This is a genomic window from Aquirufa sp. OSTEICH-129A (assembly GCF_054558355.1).
The window spans coordinates 198,132-212,772 of the sequence record NZ_JBPXKC010000004.1; the positions used below are offsets into that span (position 1 = coordinate 198,132).

Annotated in this window: 14 protein-coding genes; 2 read left to right on the forward strand and 12 right to left on the reverse strand. The window is 31.4% G+C overall.

Features of this window, described 5'->3' with window-relative positions:
- Positions 1-21: 21 nt before the first annotated feature.
- Together SKC36_RS09445 and SKC36_RS09450 are read left to right on the forward strand one after the other, a co-directional pair.
- Positions 22-1,431, forward strand: coding sequence for a capsule assembly Wzi family protein (locus tag SKC36_RS09445; RefSeq protein ID WP_459465691.1), 1,410 nt, complete (start codon positions 22-24; stop codon positions 1,429-1,431).
- A gap of 392 nt (positions 1,432-1,823) precedes the next feature.
- On the forward strand, positions 1,824-3,287 hold the full coding sequence (locus SKC36_RS09450; protein WP_459465692.1) for a capsule assembly Wzi family protein: 1,464 nt from the start codon (positions 1,824-1,826) through the stop codon (positions 3,285-3,287).
- A 150-nt stretch (positions 3,288-3,437) separates the two neighbouring features.
- Here the strand turns inward: SKC36_RS09450 and SKC36_RS09455 are convergent, their stop codons facing one another.
- The 12 genes from SKC36_RS09455 to SKC36_RS09510 all read right to left on the reverse strand — a co-directional run bounded on the left by SKC36_RS09455 (position 3,438) and on the right by SKC36_RS09510 (position 14,580).
- Positions 3,438-4,049, reverse strand: a complete 612-nt coding sequence (locus SKC36_RS09455) for a sugar transferase (RefSeq protein ID WP_459465693.1) — start codon at positions 4,047-4,049, stop codon at positions 3,438-3,440.
- Positions 4,050-4,057: 8 nt separating this feature from the next.
- Entirely contained in the window at positions 4,058-5,206 is a 1,149-nt protein-coding gene (locus SKC36_RS09460; protein WP_459465694.1) for an aminotransferase class I/II-fold pyridoxal phosphate-dependent enzyme, read from the reverse strand.
- Complete coding sequence (locus SKC36_RS09465) at positions 5,199-5,846, reverse strand: NeuD/PglB/VioB family sugar acetyltransferase (protein WP_459465695.1); 648 nt, start codon at positions 5,844-5,846, stop codon at positions 5,199-5,201. Before SKC36_RS09465 ends, SKC36_RS09460 begins: the two co-directional genes overlap by 8 nt.
- Entirely contained in the window at positions 5,843-6,853 is a 1,011-nt protein-coding gene (locus SKC36_RS09470) for a ketoacyl-ACP synthase III (RefSeq protein WP_459465696.1), read from the reverse strand. Before SKC36_RS09470 ends, SKC36_RS09465 begins: the two co-directional genes overlap by 4 nt.
- Positions 6,854-6,857: 4 nt before the next feature.
- A complete protein-coding gene (locus SKC36_RS09475) occupies positions 6,858-7,586 on the reverse strand; it encodes an SDR family NAD(P)-dependent oxidoreductase (protein ID WP_459465697.1) in 729 nt (242 codons plus the stop codon).
- The gene (locus SKC36_RS09480) at positions 7,583-7,822 is read right to left on the reverse strand and encodes an acyl carrier protein (protein ID WP_459465698.1); all 240 of its coding nucleotides are present in this window, start codon (positions 7,820-7,822) and stop codon (positions 7,583-7,585) included. The genes SKC36_RS09475 and SKC36_RS09480 overlap by 4 nt, the downstream gene beginning before the upstream one ends.
- Positions 7,823-7,894: 72 nt before the next feature.
- The gene (locus SKC36_RS09485; protein WP_459465699.1) at positions 7,895-9,088 is read right to left on the reverse strand and encodes a glycosyltransferase family 4 protein; all 1,194 of its coding nucleotides are present in this window, start codon (positions 9,086-9,088) and stop codon (positions 7,895-7,897) included.
- A complete protein-coding gene (gene wecB, locus SKC36_RS09490; RefSeq protein ID WP_459465700.1) occupies positions 9,088-10,221 on the reverse strand; it encodes a non-hydrolyzing UDP-N-acetylglucosamine 2-epimerase in 1,134 nt (377 codons plus the stop codon). Before wecB ends, SKC36_RS09485 begins: the two co-directional genes overlap by 1 nt.
- A gap of 2 nt (positions 10,222-10,223) precedes the next feature.
- Positions 10,224-11,342, reverse strand: coding sequence for a polysaccharide biosynthesis C-terminal domain-containing protein (locus tag SKC36_RS09495; RefSeq protein WP_459465701.1), 1,119 nt, complete (start codon positions 11,340-11,342; stop codon positions 10,224-10,226).
- Positions 11,343-11,377: 35 nt separating this feature from the next.
- The gene (locus tag SKC36_RS09500; RefSeq protein ID WP_459465702.1) at positions 11,378-12,409 is read right to left on the reverse strand and encodes a polysaccharide biosynthesis protein; all 1,032 of its coding nucleotides are present in this window, start codon (positions 12,407-12,409) and stop codon (positions 11,378-11,380) included.
- Positions 12,410-12,441: 32 nt separating this feature from the next.
- On the reverse strand, positions 12,442-13,536 hold the full coding sequence (locus SKC36_RS09505; RefSeq protein ID WP_459465703.1) for a glycosyltransferase family 4 protein: 1,095 nt from the start codon (positions 13,534-13,536) through the stop codon (positions 12,442-12,444).
- Positions 13,537-13,539: 3 nt separating this feature from the next.
- Positions 13,540-14,580, reverse strand: a complete 1,041-nt coding sequence (locus SKC36_RS09510; RefSeq protein ID WP_459465704.1) for a glycosyltransferase family protein — start codon at positions 14,578-14,580, stop codon at positions 13,540-13,542.
- Positions 14,581-14,641 lie beyond the last annotated feature (61 nt).

The window sequence follows — 14,641 nt, forward strand, 5'->3', positions numbered from 1 at the left end:
TATTGCTTATTCATTGTATACATGCTTCTTTCTCTTCTATTAAGTTCTTTTATTGGTTTTAGTAGTACCCCAGCAATCAAAGATACCCTGAATCATACTTCGGTAGATTTCTTGGCTGTCGGATCAAGCGATTCCATGAATCCTTTTTGGACAAGAAGTTTACAGTATGGAACTGTACCCGTAGAAAATCCTACGGGAATTATTCGAGCTAGAACGGGCAAATGGTATCATCCCAAAAAAGATGTTGATTGGACCTTCCGGGTTGAAACAACTGGCTGGTTAGGAAAAGAATCCAAATTTTTACTTTCAGAAGCTTATGTTGGCCTCAAAAAAGGAGCATTTGAAATTTGGGCTGGATCCAAAAGAGAAGTAATTGGATTGGGAGATACTACTTTGACAGGTGGATTTTTTATTTGGTCGGGTAATGCCTTACCCATGCCCAAAGTCCATATAGGCACTCGAAATTATGTAAATCTTTTACAAGATTGGTTAGGAGTCAATTTTCAATTGGCACATGGATGGTTCGATAATCAAGGAGCTATTGCCAACTCTTATTTACATCAAAAATCCCTTTACTTGCGTTTGGGGCAGCCTCAATCTACATTAAATGTTTACCTAGGTTATAATCATCAAGCCCAATGGGGAGGAAGTAGAAAAGATCCCAAAGGAAGTATTTATGACGTATATCCTTCCGATTTCAACACATTTACCAAGGTATTATTAGGTACAGGGGAAGGCATTTTGCCAGATGATGATGAGAATAATAAATACGGAAACCACTTAGGTAGTTTGGACGTGGGCCTTCGCTATCAAAATGACTTTGTAGAAATTTTACTATACCGCCAAAATCCCTATGAATCGGATAGGATTTGGTCATTAAACACAATAGACGATGGTCTGACGGGCCTTTCATTTAAGTTCAAAGAAGCTAAAATCATAGAAGGCTTAAGTTTGGAATACCTGTATACGGGTAATCAAGGAACTTACCAGAGCATTTTGGGAAAATTATGGAATAAGCAGGATCAGGATTATCCCAATATGGTTAATTATTTCAATGTTCGAGGAAGAGATGGATGGATATTTCAAGGCAGAGGTTTAGGAACTCCATTTATCATCATGGATCAAGAAAGTCAACAAGGTGGAGGGCTTTCATTTTCTTATAATGCCCTTAGATCCATTTATGTAGGTATCCGAGGTACCTTAGCGCAGCAAATTCATTGGATGGCAAGGCTTTCCTCCACATCTTATGATTATCCAGTTATTCCAGCCAATAGCCCAAATTCTTATTTAAAACAAATCTCCGCTTCATTAAGCCTACAAAAACAAGTCAATAAACGGGTAGGGATAAGTATTCAGTTAGCCACTGACCAAGGAGATCGCACTAAAAATACCTTCGGAGGCACGCTCGGACTGAAATATAGTTTCCGTTAGAGGGTTATTTCCAAGAATCTTCGTGGGCTTTGATGTATTTCACTAGGCCCTGAGAGTAAACATAGGCCCCTCTACTGTTCATGTGGTTTTTGTTTTCCAAATGAGTTATTTGAGCAATTTCCGTTAGAAATTGAGCACTATATTCCCACTTCGATTCTACAGGAATTTTTAAAAAAAAACAGTGGTTTTTATGCTTAAAATCTCCTCTTGAATTAGCCGTAACAGGAAGCAAAAAGATGAGTTAAGATTTTTTATAAGTGTCTTTAAACCCAAATTAAGAATTCAATATAATATTTTAAAAATAGGACCGACCATTTAATAAGTGATCGATGATTTGATTGAAAATGCTGATAATAATGGCTTAATTTAAGCAATATTTGGATTGTAAAATTATGCTCCTCAAATCAAATAAAAGGCTTTTATCCATTGTTGCTGTTTATCTCACCTTAGTAAATTATTCTACGGCTTGGGGAAAATTGGACACTAGCATTCATGCGAGCATTGAGGCCCAAGTTTTAGCTTCTGATGCTGGTGTAACTCCATTTTGGATACGAAGTCTACAATATGGTCAAGTTCCCCTTGAAAATACAAGTGCTGTGCTAAAAGCTTGGTCTGGCAAAAACTACCATTTAAAGAAAAAATACGATTGGAAATATGAAATGGAAGCTACTGGTTGGGGAGGTAAACAGAATGATTTTTGGCTAACCCAAGCTTATATAAGTGGTAGAAGGGGCAAATGGGAATTATGGGCCGGTAGGAGAAAAGAGGTTTATGGATTAGGAGATACTACTTTAACTGGCGGGTTTTACGCTTGGTCGGGGAATTCCGTACCTATACCCAAAGTTCAAATCGGAACCAGAGATTACCTCAATTTTGCTAAAGGCTGGCTAGGGGTTCATATGACCTTTTCTCATGGGTGGATGGATAATCAAGGCCCGACCATCCATGGTTTTTTACATCAAAAAAGTCTTTATGGCCGTTTTGGCAAGCCCGATAGTTTCATCAATGTATTTGCAGGACTAAACCACCAAGTGATGTGGGGCGGAGAAGCAAAAGTAAAAACAGGAGGAGATTATGATTACTACCCTAGTGGTTTAAATACGTATTTTTATGTGGTGACTGTGCTAAAGGATAGAGACATTATCTCTACTGATACCATAGCAAAATATGATGATTTAGGTAATCAATTTGGAAATCATTTGGGTTCATTTGATGTAGCCATAAAATTCCAGCCTACTTGGGGAAAAGTTCTAGTATATAAACAATCTGCCTATGAGACTGGCAGAGGCTTTGCATTAACTCAAATCAATGACGGACTGACTGGAATTTCCATAAAAAATAAAAGTGGAGGCATCATAGATCAAATCACATTGGAATACCTCTACACGGCAAATCAAGGTAATTATGTATCTGGATTAGCTGAATTCCTAAAAATCAAAGACCCCCATCAAATAGAAATTGAATCCTATTTCAATAATGGAAGGAGTGGTTGGCAATATTGGGGAAAAGGAATTGGGACACCTATCATGGTGATAGACAATGAAAGTCAAGGAAATAAAGGATTAGGATTTACCCTGAATGCGATTAAATCCTATCACTTAGGTATTTCAGGCCATATTAGCGATACCTTTTCCTGGAAAACCAGAATATCACAATCTTATTATGCTAGTCCTAGGAACCATTTAGCCCCAAGATTAAGTGACGCAGATTTTATATCCCAATTTTCAGGGATGATATCACTTCAGAAAATATTGAATGAAAAGTGTAGTTTAAACCTTCAATTTGGATATGATGAAGGAAGACGAGTGAAGAATACACTCGGTGCTAGTTTGGGAATAAAATATTTGTTGTTTTAAATTTTAGTAGTTATCGTTCCCTCTAAGTTTAATGTTTTGAAAATCTTAACACAAGATTTTTTTGTGAATAAATATACTCAGGGAAATAATACTTAAAATAAAAAATACATTTGGATGAGCTAATTATTCAATTTTGAAAGGAATTTAGCCCTATTCTTGAATTGTTCCTCTAAACTCCTCCATTGTCGCATGTCCATCAGCACTTATTCCTTTACGCTGGATAACATTCAAAAAGGTCATCCATAAAATTTTAATGTCCATTGCAAAAGATACTTTTTCAACATACTCGACATCTAACTTAAATTTGTCTTCCCAGCTTATTGCATTTCGACCATTTACTTGAGCCCATCCCGTAATTCCCGGTCTCACATTGTGTCTTCTAGTTTGTTCTGGTGTATATCTCGTCAAATATTGAGTTAGCAGTGGTCTTGGTCCAACTAGGCTCATATCGCCTTTTAAAACATTAATCAGTTGAAGTAATTCATCAATTGATAAGGCTCTAAATAATTTACCTATTCGGGTAAGTCTAACTTCATCTGGCAATAGATTGCCATTTTTATCTTTCCCATCATGCATTGTCTTAAACTTTAATATTGTAAATGGAACGCTTTGAAACCCAGGTCTCACTTGAAAAAATAAAGCATCTCCTTTATTGACAATTAGAAGAAAGATGAAACAAGTTATAATTATAGGAGAAAATATCGACAACAAAATTAATGCTGCGATAAAGTCAAAAATCCTTTTTAAAAAAAACTTGTACATTAACTTTTTTAATACCTAGCAAAGATATAATCCAAGCTTTCGAAGATTCGATCAAACTCTTCATCTGTTAAGTTTGACCCACTGGGCAAACATAATCCTTCCTCAAATAACTTATCTGAGACACCATTATTATAGCTTTTACAACTAGCAAATATAGGTTGCTGATGCATAGGCTTCCAAAGAGGCCTAGATTCAATATTGTCTTCGTCTAATGCTAATCTTATTATTTCTCTTGTCAAACCTTTATTCAGTTTAGAATCTACAAGAATACAAGTTAGCCAACGATTAGAATAATAGCCTTCAGGCTCCTCTTGGAATTTTATGTTAAACCCTTTATCATTCAAACGAGAAAAATAAGAAACATATCGATTGTAATTTCTTCTTCTTGCCTCAACGCGATCGTTTAATACTTCTAATTGACCTCTTCCAATTCCCGCTAATACATTTGACATTCTATAATTATAACCGATATGTGAATGCTGGTAATGGGGAGCTGCATCTCTAGCCTGAGTAGCTAAAAAACGAGCTTTTTCAATCATTTCTGCATTATTAGATAGCAACGCACCTCCACCTGAAGTAGTGATAATTTTATTCCCATTAAAACTTAGTACACCAAATTCCCCATAACTACCACAAGGTTTATTATTGATATTAGACCCTAAGGCCTCTGCTGCATCTTCAATAACAGGAACATTGAATTCTTTTGCAACTGAGAGTATTTCATTCATTTTAGCTGGCATTCCGTATAGATGTACTGGAATAATTGCTTTAGGTAACTTACTATTCTCTTTTGCCTCTGAAAGTGCTATTCTTAATACTTTTGGATCCATATTCCATGTTTCAGACTCCGAGTCTATAAAAACAGGATTAGCTCCTTGATATGCAATTGGATTAGCAGAGGCTGAAAAAGTCATCGATTGACAAAATACAGTGTCGCCTGACTTAACACCCAACAAAACTAAAGCTAAATGAATTGCAGAAGTCCCCGACGACAACGCTGCTGCATGTTTAGATTTCGTTTGAACTTGAAGACCTACTTCAAAAGCGTTTACATGAGGACCAAGAGGGGCAATCCAATTAGTATCAAATGCTTCTTTTACATATACCTCTTCTTTATCTCCCATGTGAGGGGAGGATAGCCAGATTTTACTATTCATTTTGAAATTTTATAGGTTTCGCAGGAAAACCTACTGCAGTACAATAAGAAGGTAAACTTTTATGGACAAGTGATCCCGCTCCAATTTTGGTATATTCACCAATATTAATTCTATTTACTATTTTTGCGCCAGTACCACAATAAACATGTGATCCTATATTAACTTCTCCTGAAATGTTAACTGCAGGCATAAAAGATGAAAATTCTCCAATATTAGTATCATGACCTACTGTACACCCTAAATTTAAGATTACATGATTACCTATTTTTACATTAACTGTAATTATTACAGATGCACAAATTATACTTCCTTCGCCAATAATGACATCAATGTCACTAATAATCGAACTAGGATGTATCAATACAGGAAAGGAAACATAATTATTTGATATTGAATCAACTATTTTATTTTTAACAATAGGATCAGATATAGAAATTACAAGTAATAGGTTATGAGAATACATATTTAAATCTATAATCCCCCCTAAAACTATATCACTCCCAATATTTGTGCCTTTAGAAATTCCGTCATCAAAGTACCCTATAAAGTCATACTTTTTACTATCAGAATTAATTTGATCTATTAATGATTTGACTTCCCTTCCAAATCCTCCACAACCATATATAGCGATACGTTTCATAAAATAGAGTTTGATTTAACAATTACACTCCCCCAGGAATAACCAACTCCAAATCCCGTCAACATTAAATTTTGATTAGTTTTAATATTTTTTTTATTAATTAGTTTCTCTAAAACTAATGGTATGGTTGAAGAAACAGTATTGCCTGTCATTTCCAGTTCAATAGGGAATTTTTCTTCAGGGATTCCAATTTTTTTTCTCAAATGTTGCAACATAAATGCATTAGCTTGGTGAAATACAAACCAATTAACATCATCAAATTTTAAATTATTTATTGTTAAAGTATTTTTTACGAGGCCAGGGATCGATTCCAACGTAAAATTAAAAATTTCGCTACCATTCATGTATAAGCAGTTATTATCCCTTAATATTCCATTAATATCAATATAAGATTTGCACTCGTCTTTTGGAAAACGACTTCCTCCATTTTTAATAATTAAATTATTGGCTCCTTTACCATCTGTTCCTAGTTTAAAGTTATTAATTTCTAATCCAGTACCCGTTCCTATCCAAGTTGCTGTAGCCGCATCTCCAAAAATTGCTCTATTACTTTTATCTTCTATATTAATATGTTTAGAATAAGCTTCAGATGTAATTAATAAAATATTCTTTGCTATTCCAGCAGCAATTAACCCTTTTGCTAAAGATAAACCATAAATAAATCCAGAACAGCCTTGGTTAAAATCTAAGGCTCCTGCAGTTATTGGTATATTAAGTTCATTTTGTAAAATACATGCACTTGTGGGTAAAATATAATCAGGGCTTTGCGTACATAATAATATGTAATCAACATCGACAGGCTTGAGTATAGATGATTCGAAAAGTTTAACAGAAGCCTTCACCGCCATTTCTGTAATTGATTCATTTCCAGATATATGTCTTTGCCTTATCCCAACTTTATTTAAAATTTTATCTACCTGCCATTCAGGGAATTCCTGTGCAAGATTTTCGTTTGTTAAAATGAATTCTGGTAGATAAGAAGCAATAGATTTTATTACAGCTTTCATAAGATTATTGGATTGTAAAACCTCCATCTAAAACTATTGTTGATCCAGTAATCCACTTAGATTCTGATGAAACTAAAAATGATACTAATGAAGCCACATCTGAGGGTTCTCCATAACCTAATGGATATTTTTTTGAGTCTTCCAATAATTGGTCCTTACTTATGTTTTTATTATTATTTTCCCACATTTCAGAATAAATCATACCAGCACTTATCGCATTTACCCGTATATTTTTTTCTGACAATTCTAATGCTAAAACTTTAACTATTCCGTTAATTGCACTTTTGCTCGCACTATACATTAAATTTCCTTTTGAGCCTATAATTGGACCACTTATGGATGAAATATAAATTACACTGCAGCCAAATAGTAATTTTTTCTTTTTAAATAGTGCTTGAGTTAAAAAAAATGGCGAAAAGAGATTGGTTTCCATAATCTTATCAAACTCTACTTTATTAATGAACTTAAAAGGCATAAGTTTAATAATTCCCGCACAATGAACTATTCCACTTAATTCACACACTTCGGTAGAGAGGTAATCGATAAATTTCTGCTCATTTAAGTCTCCTGAGAATATTAAATGATTACTCCCTGACATCATTGATAAAGTTTTATCTAATTCCTTTGAATTTCTACCCGTTAATATACAATCATATCCTATTAAGGATAATTTAATGGAAACCTCTCTTCCAATACCTGAGGATGCACCAGTAATTAAAATTTTAATACTCATTTAGATTTACTTTCTAAAAGAGTGTATAAATCTTCCAATGTATTAATTTTTGCCATTTCGTTAGCATTTATAGTTATACTGAATTCTTCATCAATCATTGAAATAACAGACATTCCGGTAAATGAATCCCATGATTCAAGTTCTTTAAAATTTGATTTAGATCCTAATTGAAGAATAGAATCGTCTTCAATTGCTTCAGAAAATTTTTGTTTAAATTCATCAAATGAAACATTCATGTATTTGTTGTTTAAAGTTATGTTTAATTTATATTATCAATTTGATTAGTAGATCCTCATTATTTTCAAAACCTATATTTTACTAATAATTTTATCATATGTAAACTCTACACTGTACTTGTTCTTCAAAAACTGAAATCCATTATTTCCCATTTCTACTCTTAAATCATTATTCAATAGTTTTACTACATAACCAAAAAAAGATTCATAATCTGATGTTAAGCATTTATAGCCAAAATTATTAACTACGGCAATTTCACCAATATCAGTAACTAAATCTGTGGCGCAAATAACTGGCAAGCGATTTTGCATATAAGTTAATATGCGAGAAGGAAAATTTGGGATAGTAAAATGCGGGTTCAAAAAAATTAATCCAACATGTGACAACTTTAAAATATCATCATATTCAGATTTAGGCAATTCTTTTATGAGTGATACATTAGTAATTTCTGAAAATCGTATCCAATTACTTATTTTATTATATTCTGTTCCATCTCCAATAATAAGAAAAAAAGCATCTTCAATAGATTTACAATTTTCAATATTAGATTTTAAATAATCAACGCCTTGTGGAATCCCTAAGTTCCCTCCAAAAATGAATATTATCTTATTTCTAGGGATATTATATTTTGTATAAATATCATAATTAAACTTTAAGAAATTCTCTTTTACATCAATCGAATTAGGATTTACTTCTAACTTATTCTTTTCAATCTCAGGATTATTTTCTAAAACATAATTCAGGTTGGCAGGTGACATACAACCAATATAGTCAGATATATTATAAAGTATTTTTTCCTGTTTTCTAAAATATTTATAAAGGATACCTCCAACCTTCAATAAATTTAAGTCAACAGCATTTTGAGGAAATATATCTTTTAGCAGTAAATATGTTTTTGCATTAGACGCCTTTTTTAATTGTTTTATTAAGTAAGTAAACGTAATTGGTGGAGTTGAATAAAGAATCAAATCAATATCCTTGTAATTTATGTATCTCAATATTGCTTTGTAAAAATAAAATTCTAGAAAAATAGTAGTAATCCCTTTTTCTATTAAATTGGTTTTTTGAATGTTAGTTGTCCAAACATTCAACATTCTTACTCCGCCTTCTTGAATATATTTAGTTTTATTCCCATACTTCCTTTCAGCTGGACTAACAATAGTCACTTCATGGCCATTATCTCTAAATTTTCTTAATAAATCAGGATAGATCCCTTGAGCTTCAATAGAGTCAATCCTTGCTAATGTCAAAAAAAGAATTTTCATTATTCAGACCAAACAACTCTCTTAATGTAGTCGACATAACTAATAATTATTCTAACAACCTTTTCTGAAACATTAGGCATTGAATAATCTGCGACACTTCTAAATGACCTTTCCTCTCCTCTTTTTTGGGACTCAAGTTGCAACAAACCTTGCAAAATCCTTTCTGGATTTAGTCCAACCATAATTACTGATGTTTCTTCCATGGCTTCAGGTCGTTCATGTGCTTGTCTAATATTTAAAGCCGGAAAGTTTAAAATAGACGACTCTTCCGATATGGTGCCACTATCAGAAAGTACAGCCTTTGAATGTACCTGTAACGCATTATAGTCATTAAATCCAAGTGGTTTTAAAAGTTGAATATTCTTATGTAAACTCAACCCTGCCACCTCAATCATTTTTCTTGTGCGCGGATGAGTACTAACAATTACTGGTAAATCAAACGTTTCAGAAACTAGATTTAATGAATTAATTAGCCCGTTGAAATTATCAGTATTATTGATATTTTCCTCTCTATGAGCAGATACAACAAAATACTGGTGTTTCTCTAAACCTAACCTTGACAATACATTAGAACGATTTATAGATGGTAAATAATGATTAAGTACCTCGTACATCGGTGATCCGGTTTTTATAATTCGATCAGCCGGCAAACCTTCCCTCAATAGATATTCTCTTGCAATATCACTATATGTCAAATTAATGTCAGAAATGTGATCTACAATTTTTCTATTTGTTTCCTCTGGAACTCTTTGGTCAAAACATCGATTACCCGCTTCCATATGAAATATGGGTATATGTCTTTTTTTTGCTGGAATTGCACATAAACAACTATTAGTATCTCCTAAAACTAAAAAGGCATCTGGGTTTAAATTTTCTAATATAGGATCTATTTTAATTAAAATATTTCCAATTGTTTCAGTGGCTGTTTGTCCAGCTGCATCCAAAAAATAATCTGGTTTACGGATTCCCAAATCATCAAAGAAAATTTGGTTTAATTCATAATCATAATTTTGCCCTGTATGAACAATAATATGTTCAACCGCAGAGCTAGCATCTAAAGCACACATAACGCGTGATAACCGGATTATTTCAGGTCTTGTCCCTACAACCGTAAGTACTTTTAATTTATTCATAATTATACTATTTCAAAATAAGTATCCGGATTATTTACATCAAATGCTTCATTAATCCAAAAGATTGTGTATAAAATATCTTCGCCAATATTCTTTATATTATGGGTGTACCAAATAGGCATGTCAACATAAGATGGCTCATTACCATCTAAATAAAAATTATGAACCTTGTCTGTACCAATTCTTCTTAGCTGAATTAGCGCTTTCCCTTTAATTACTGCAAAACGTTCAATTTTTCTTGTATGGAAGTGATTCCCTCTAGTTATATCAGGTAAGGTAGTAGAAAATGAAGTTTGGCCTGGAATTCCTTGCCTTGAAATTTCTACAAATCTTCCTCTCGCGTCTATATGTTGTATGAATATCTTAGGGAAATAAGAGCCAACATCCATGTAACACCTGAATGTATTGAAAAGCTTGTGCTCAAAATTATTTTTTAGAGCAGGGATTTCTCCGTTATCTTGGTATACTATTTTAAAATATTCTATTAAAGTACGTATTTCAGAAACTTTAGCTTCAGTATTGTGAGCAATTAATAATTCATGAGAATTATCTTTATTACGTATTAAGCCTAAAATCTGTTCTACTAAATCCCCAACATAAATTAATTTTAAATCTCCATCAATATCGATTTTTGGAGTTTCATTTCTAGCTATTTGATGGCAAAAAGTTGCAATTACAGAATTGTAATTAGGTTGACCAAAAGGTCCAAACACATTTGGAATTATTAAGCCAGAAAACCTACCACCACTTTGATTCGACCATGAAGAAAATAGTAATCTACCCTCTTTTTTAGATTTACCATAATGATTATTACGTTCTTCTTGTGTGGAGGACGAAATAATTATATGCGCTTTGCTAGCGGTTCTTTCTAATGACCCTATAAGTTTATTAACTAATGAAACATTTGTATGGTAGATTAATTCTGAGTCATTATGACGGTTTAAGGCAGCCAAATGTACAATTACGTCACATGAGGCAACAAACGAATCTAACTTTTGAAAATCCTCAAAGAAGGTCCTTTCAAAATTTATTAACAAGAATTCATCTTTTAATAAATTTATAGTTTGATATAAATGATATCCTACAAAACCATTTCTCCCCGTTATACCTATCTTAATCATTACAAAAGATTTTATTCGAATTCAATGAATGCTGATTAAACCAAAAAATCATCTACTTCCTCCAAGAATATCTCTTTTCTAACAATTGCCAATTTCGAAATAAGATTTTTAATCCCTTCTACATTCAGTCTTTCCGTATTATGAGAGTGATAATCCTCTAAATCACCTATACTTTTCTCTCCTTCTGAAAAATACATTGAATAATTTAAATCCCTGTTATCAGCAGGAATTCGATAAAAATCACCCATATCCTGAGCTTTAACCATCTCTTCTCTGGTACATAGTGTCTCATATAATTTTTCGCCATGACGTGTTCCAATGATATTAATTTCATTATCAACTTTTGCTAATTCTTTAATAGCTTTTGCCAAATCACCAATGGTTGCAGCAGGGGCTTTGTTAACAAATAAATCTCCTTGGTTGCCATTCTCAAAAGCAAATAAAACCAAATCTACGGCATCATTTAAACTCATTAAAAAACGAGACATTTTAGGATCAGTAATTGTCAATGGAACACCACTTTTAATTTGATTGATAAAAAGAGGAATAACTGACCCTCGAGACGCCATCACATTTCCATAGCGTGTTAAACAAATTATAGTGTTTTGTAGATTTCTAGATTCAGCAATTGCTACCTTTTCCATCATTGCTTTAGAAATACCCATAGCATTTATTGGATAAGCGGCCTTATCTGTACTCAGGCAAATCACTTTTTTTACTCCATTAAAACCTGCTGCTTTTATTACATTTTGCGTTCCTTCAACATTGGTTTTTACAGCCTGCATTGGAAAAAACTCACAAGATGGAACTTGCTTTAACGCTGCGGCATGAAAAATATAATCAACATCACGAGTTGCAGGTTCAACACTGTTGTAATCTCTAACATCACCAATGAAAAATTTTAATTTGGGATTCTTCAACTGATTTCGCATATCATCTTGTTTTTTCTCATCACGAGAAAAAATTCGGATTTCTTTAAAATGATCTGTAGCTAGAAAACGTTGCAACACGGCATTTCCAAAAGAACCAGTTCCGCCGGTTATAAGTAGGGTTTTATTTTCAAGCATAATATAATATCAAGTAGTAATTATTAATTTTTTTATACATTATTAATGATTTCAATATATTTAATAGAAGTATTATTTGAAGCAAATCTATTTTTAACGTACGTTTTTGTATTTATTTTTCTTGTTTCAAGATTGATCATTTTATCATATAATTCTTCAAAAGAATTTGGATTAAAAAAAAATGCATTATTTTCTGTAATCTCCCTAGTAATCTCTATGTCAGAAAGAATTAGTTGTGCATTAAAATACATGGCTTCTACGATTGGCATACCTAAACCTTCAAACAATGTTGCAGAAATAAAAGCTTCACATTCACAATATAATTTCCCCATTTCCTCATTTGAAATATTACTAAATATTTTAATACGATTTTTCACATTAGGTGATAATTGATTGTAGTAAATTGAGGCAGTAAGCTCAGAGATTGAACCAACGAAATATAAATATTTTTTATTATCAAATTGACAAAACTTGTTAAAAGCCTTTAATACAGTAATAGTATTTTTATGATATGCTGATGAAGAAACACTCAAAAAAAAGGGCACTAAATTATCTCTTTTTGTCGAATCATTAAAAACATATTTCTCAAAATTAAAATAATTATATATTTTAATAACTGAAGTCTGTGAAGGTATTTTGAAGTTTTTTAATATATCATTTCGCGTAAAATCAGAAATGGCAATAATTTTATCCGCAAGTGAAATTGATCTAGGAATAAATATTTTTCGTTGAAAACGGATTAAAAAATTTTTAAAAAGATTTTTACGTAAGTAAAGTAAATCATGTATAACTAAAATATTTTTTGATTGTTTAAATAAACCTGAATAATTGCATAAGTTTAAAATAACATCATTTCGCTTTAAATTCAATGAAAACGGGATAATTGATTGTAAAATAAATCTAAGGAAAATGTTTGAAATTTTATACCCCTTAATTTCTATTTTAGTACTGAATTTTTCAAAAAAGGTTACTTCTTTCTTATCACATAATAAAATAATCTTATTGAATAATAAATCTTCTCTGTTATCAAAAAAATAATTTAAAAGATTAAATAAATATTCTTGAAATCCAAAAGCTTTATTTTGTTCAAATACAAGAGCATCAATAATCAGAATTCTATTATTCATAAATTATCCAATTAATAATTTTCTAAGACTATTTTTAAAATCTACGTCCAATTCTTCCAAAATATAATTAGACTGATTATCATAAAAATGTTTCTTATCAATATTTGATATTTTTATTGCAAATTTTTCATAATCAAGCTCATTTACAAAATGAACCAAATTACTAACTTTTGAAAACCTTATACATTTAATATCAGTGCTTACGGTAATTAAATTATGTGATAAATAAAATAAAACCTTTGAAGGAAAAGTGAAATTTGAAAGCTCATCTTTTAATAGCCGCGATGAAATGCCAATATGAAATTTTCCTAAATAATTCGTTAAATCTTCTCCTGTTAAAAGTCCATCATATTTAATTCGTGCATCTTTATTTTTATCAATATATTTTTTTAAATTATTTAAATTATCTTCAGTTCCATAACCAACAATTCCTAATTCATAATTAGATGGTAAAAATTTCATTACATTAATTGCAAAAAAAACATCTGAGTTTTCGCCTCCAATTATACCGGCATAAACAATTTTTATTTTATTATCAATTAAATTAGATTTAAAAAAATTAATACGACTGTAATTCCCATAACAAACAACATAATCTTTATCATATCCAAAATAATCATTCATTAAGTCATTCACAAAAATATATTTATCAGCAAAATTTAGTTGGCTTATTTCATGATTTACTTCAGATTTATTTTTATTCCAAGCAGCTTTAAAAATTTCTTCAATTTCGTAAATCAATTCGAATTTTTTAAACAACCTTGTAAATTTCATTATTTTAATGAAATAGTAAGAATGATAAAAAATTATTTTAGGATTTTTTTCTGTCTTAAAAAAAACAAAATAAATCACCTGTATAAATAACCATATTCTAGAAATTAATTTAAATAATAGATTTGATGTGTAAAATGTGCTTGTAAAACAGTAATTTTCTTGACAATCTACCTTAACTGATTTTGAAAATTGTAATTTGTTTGATTCCCCTAAAGCAAGAACATTTACATTAAATCCAATTGATTTTAAGGACGCAATAATATATGACATTTTATTAGTACAAGAGGGTAATTGGTAGAAATCATTAGGGTTTTTTAACCCTGAAAAAAAA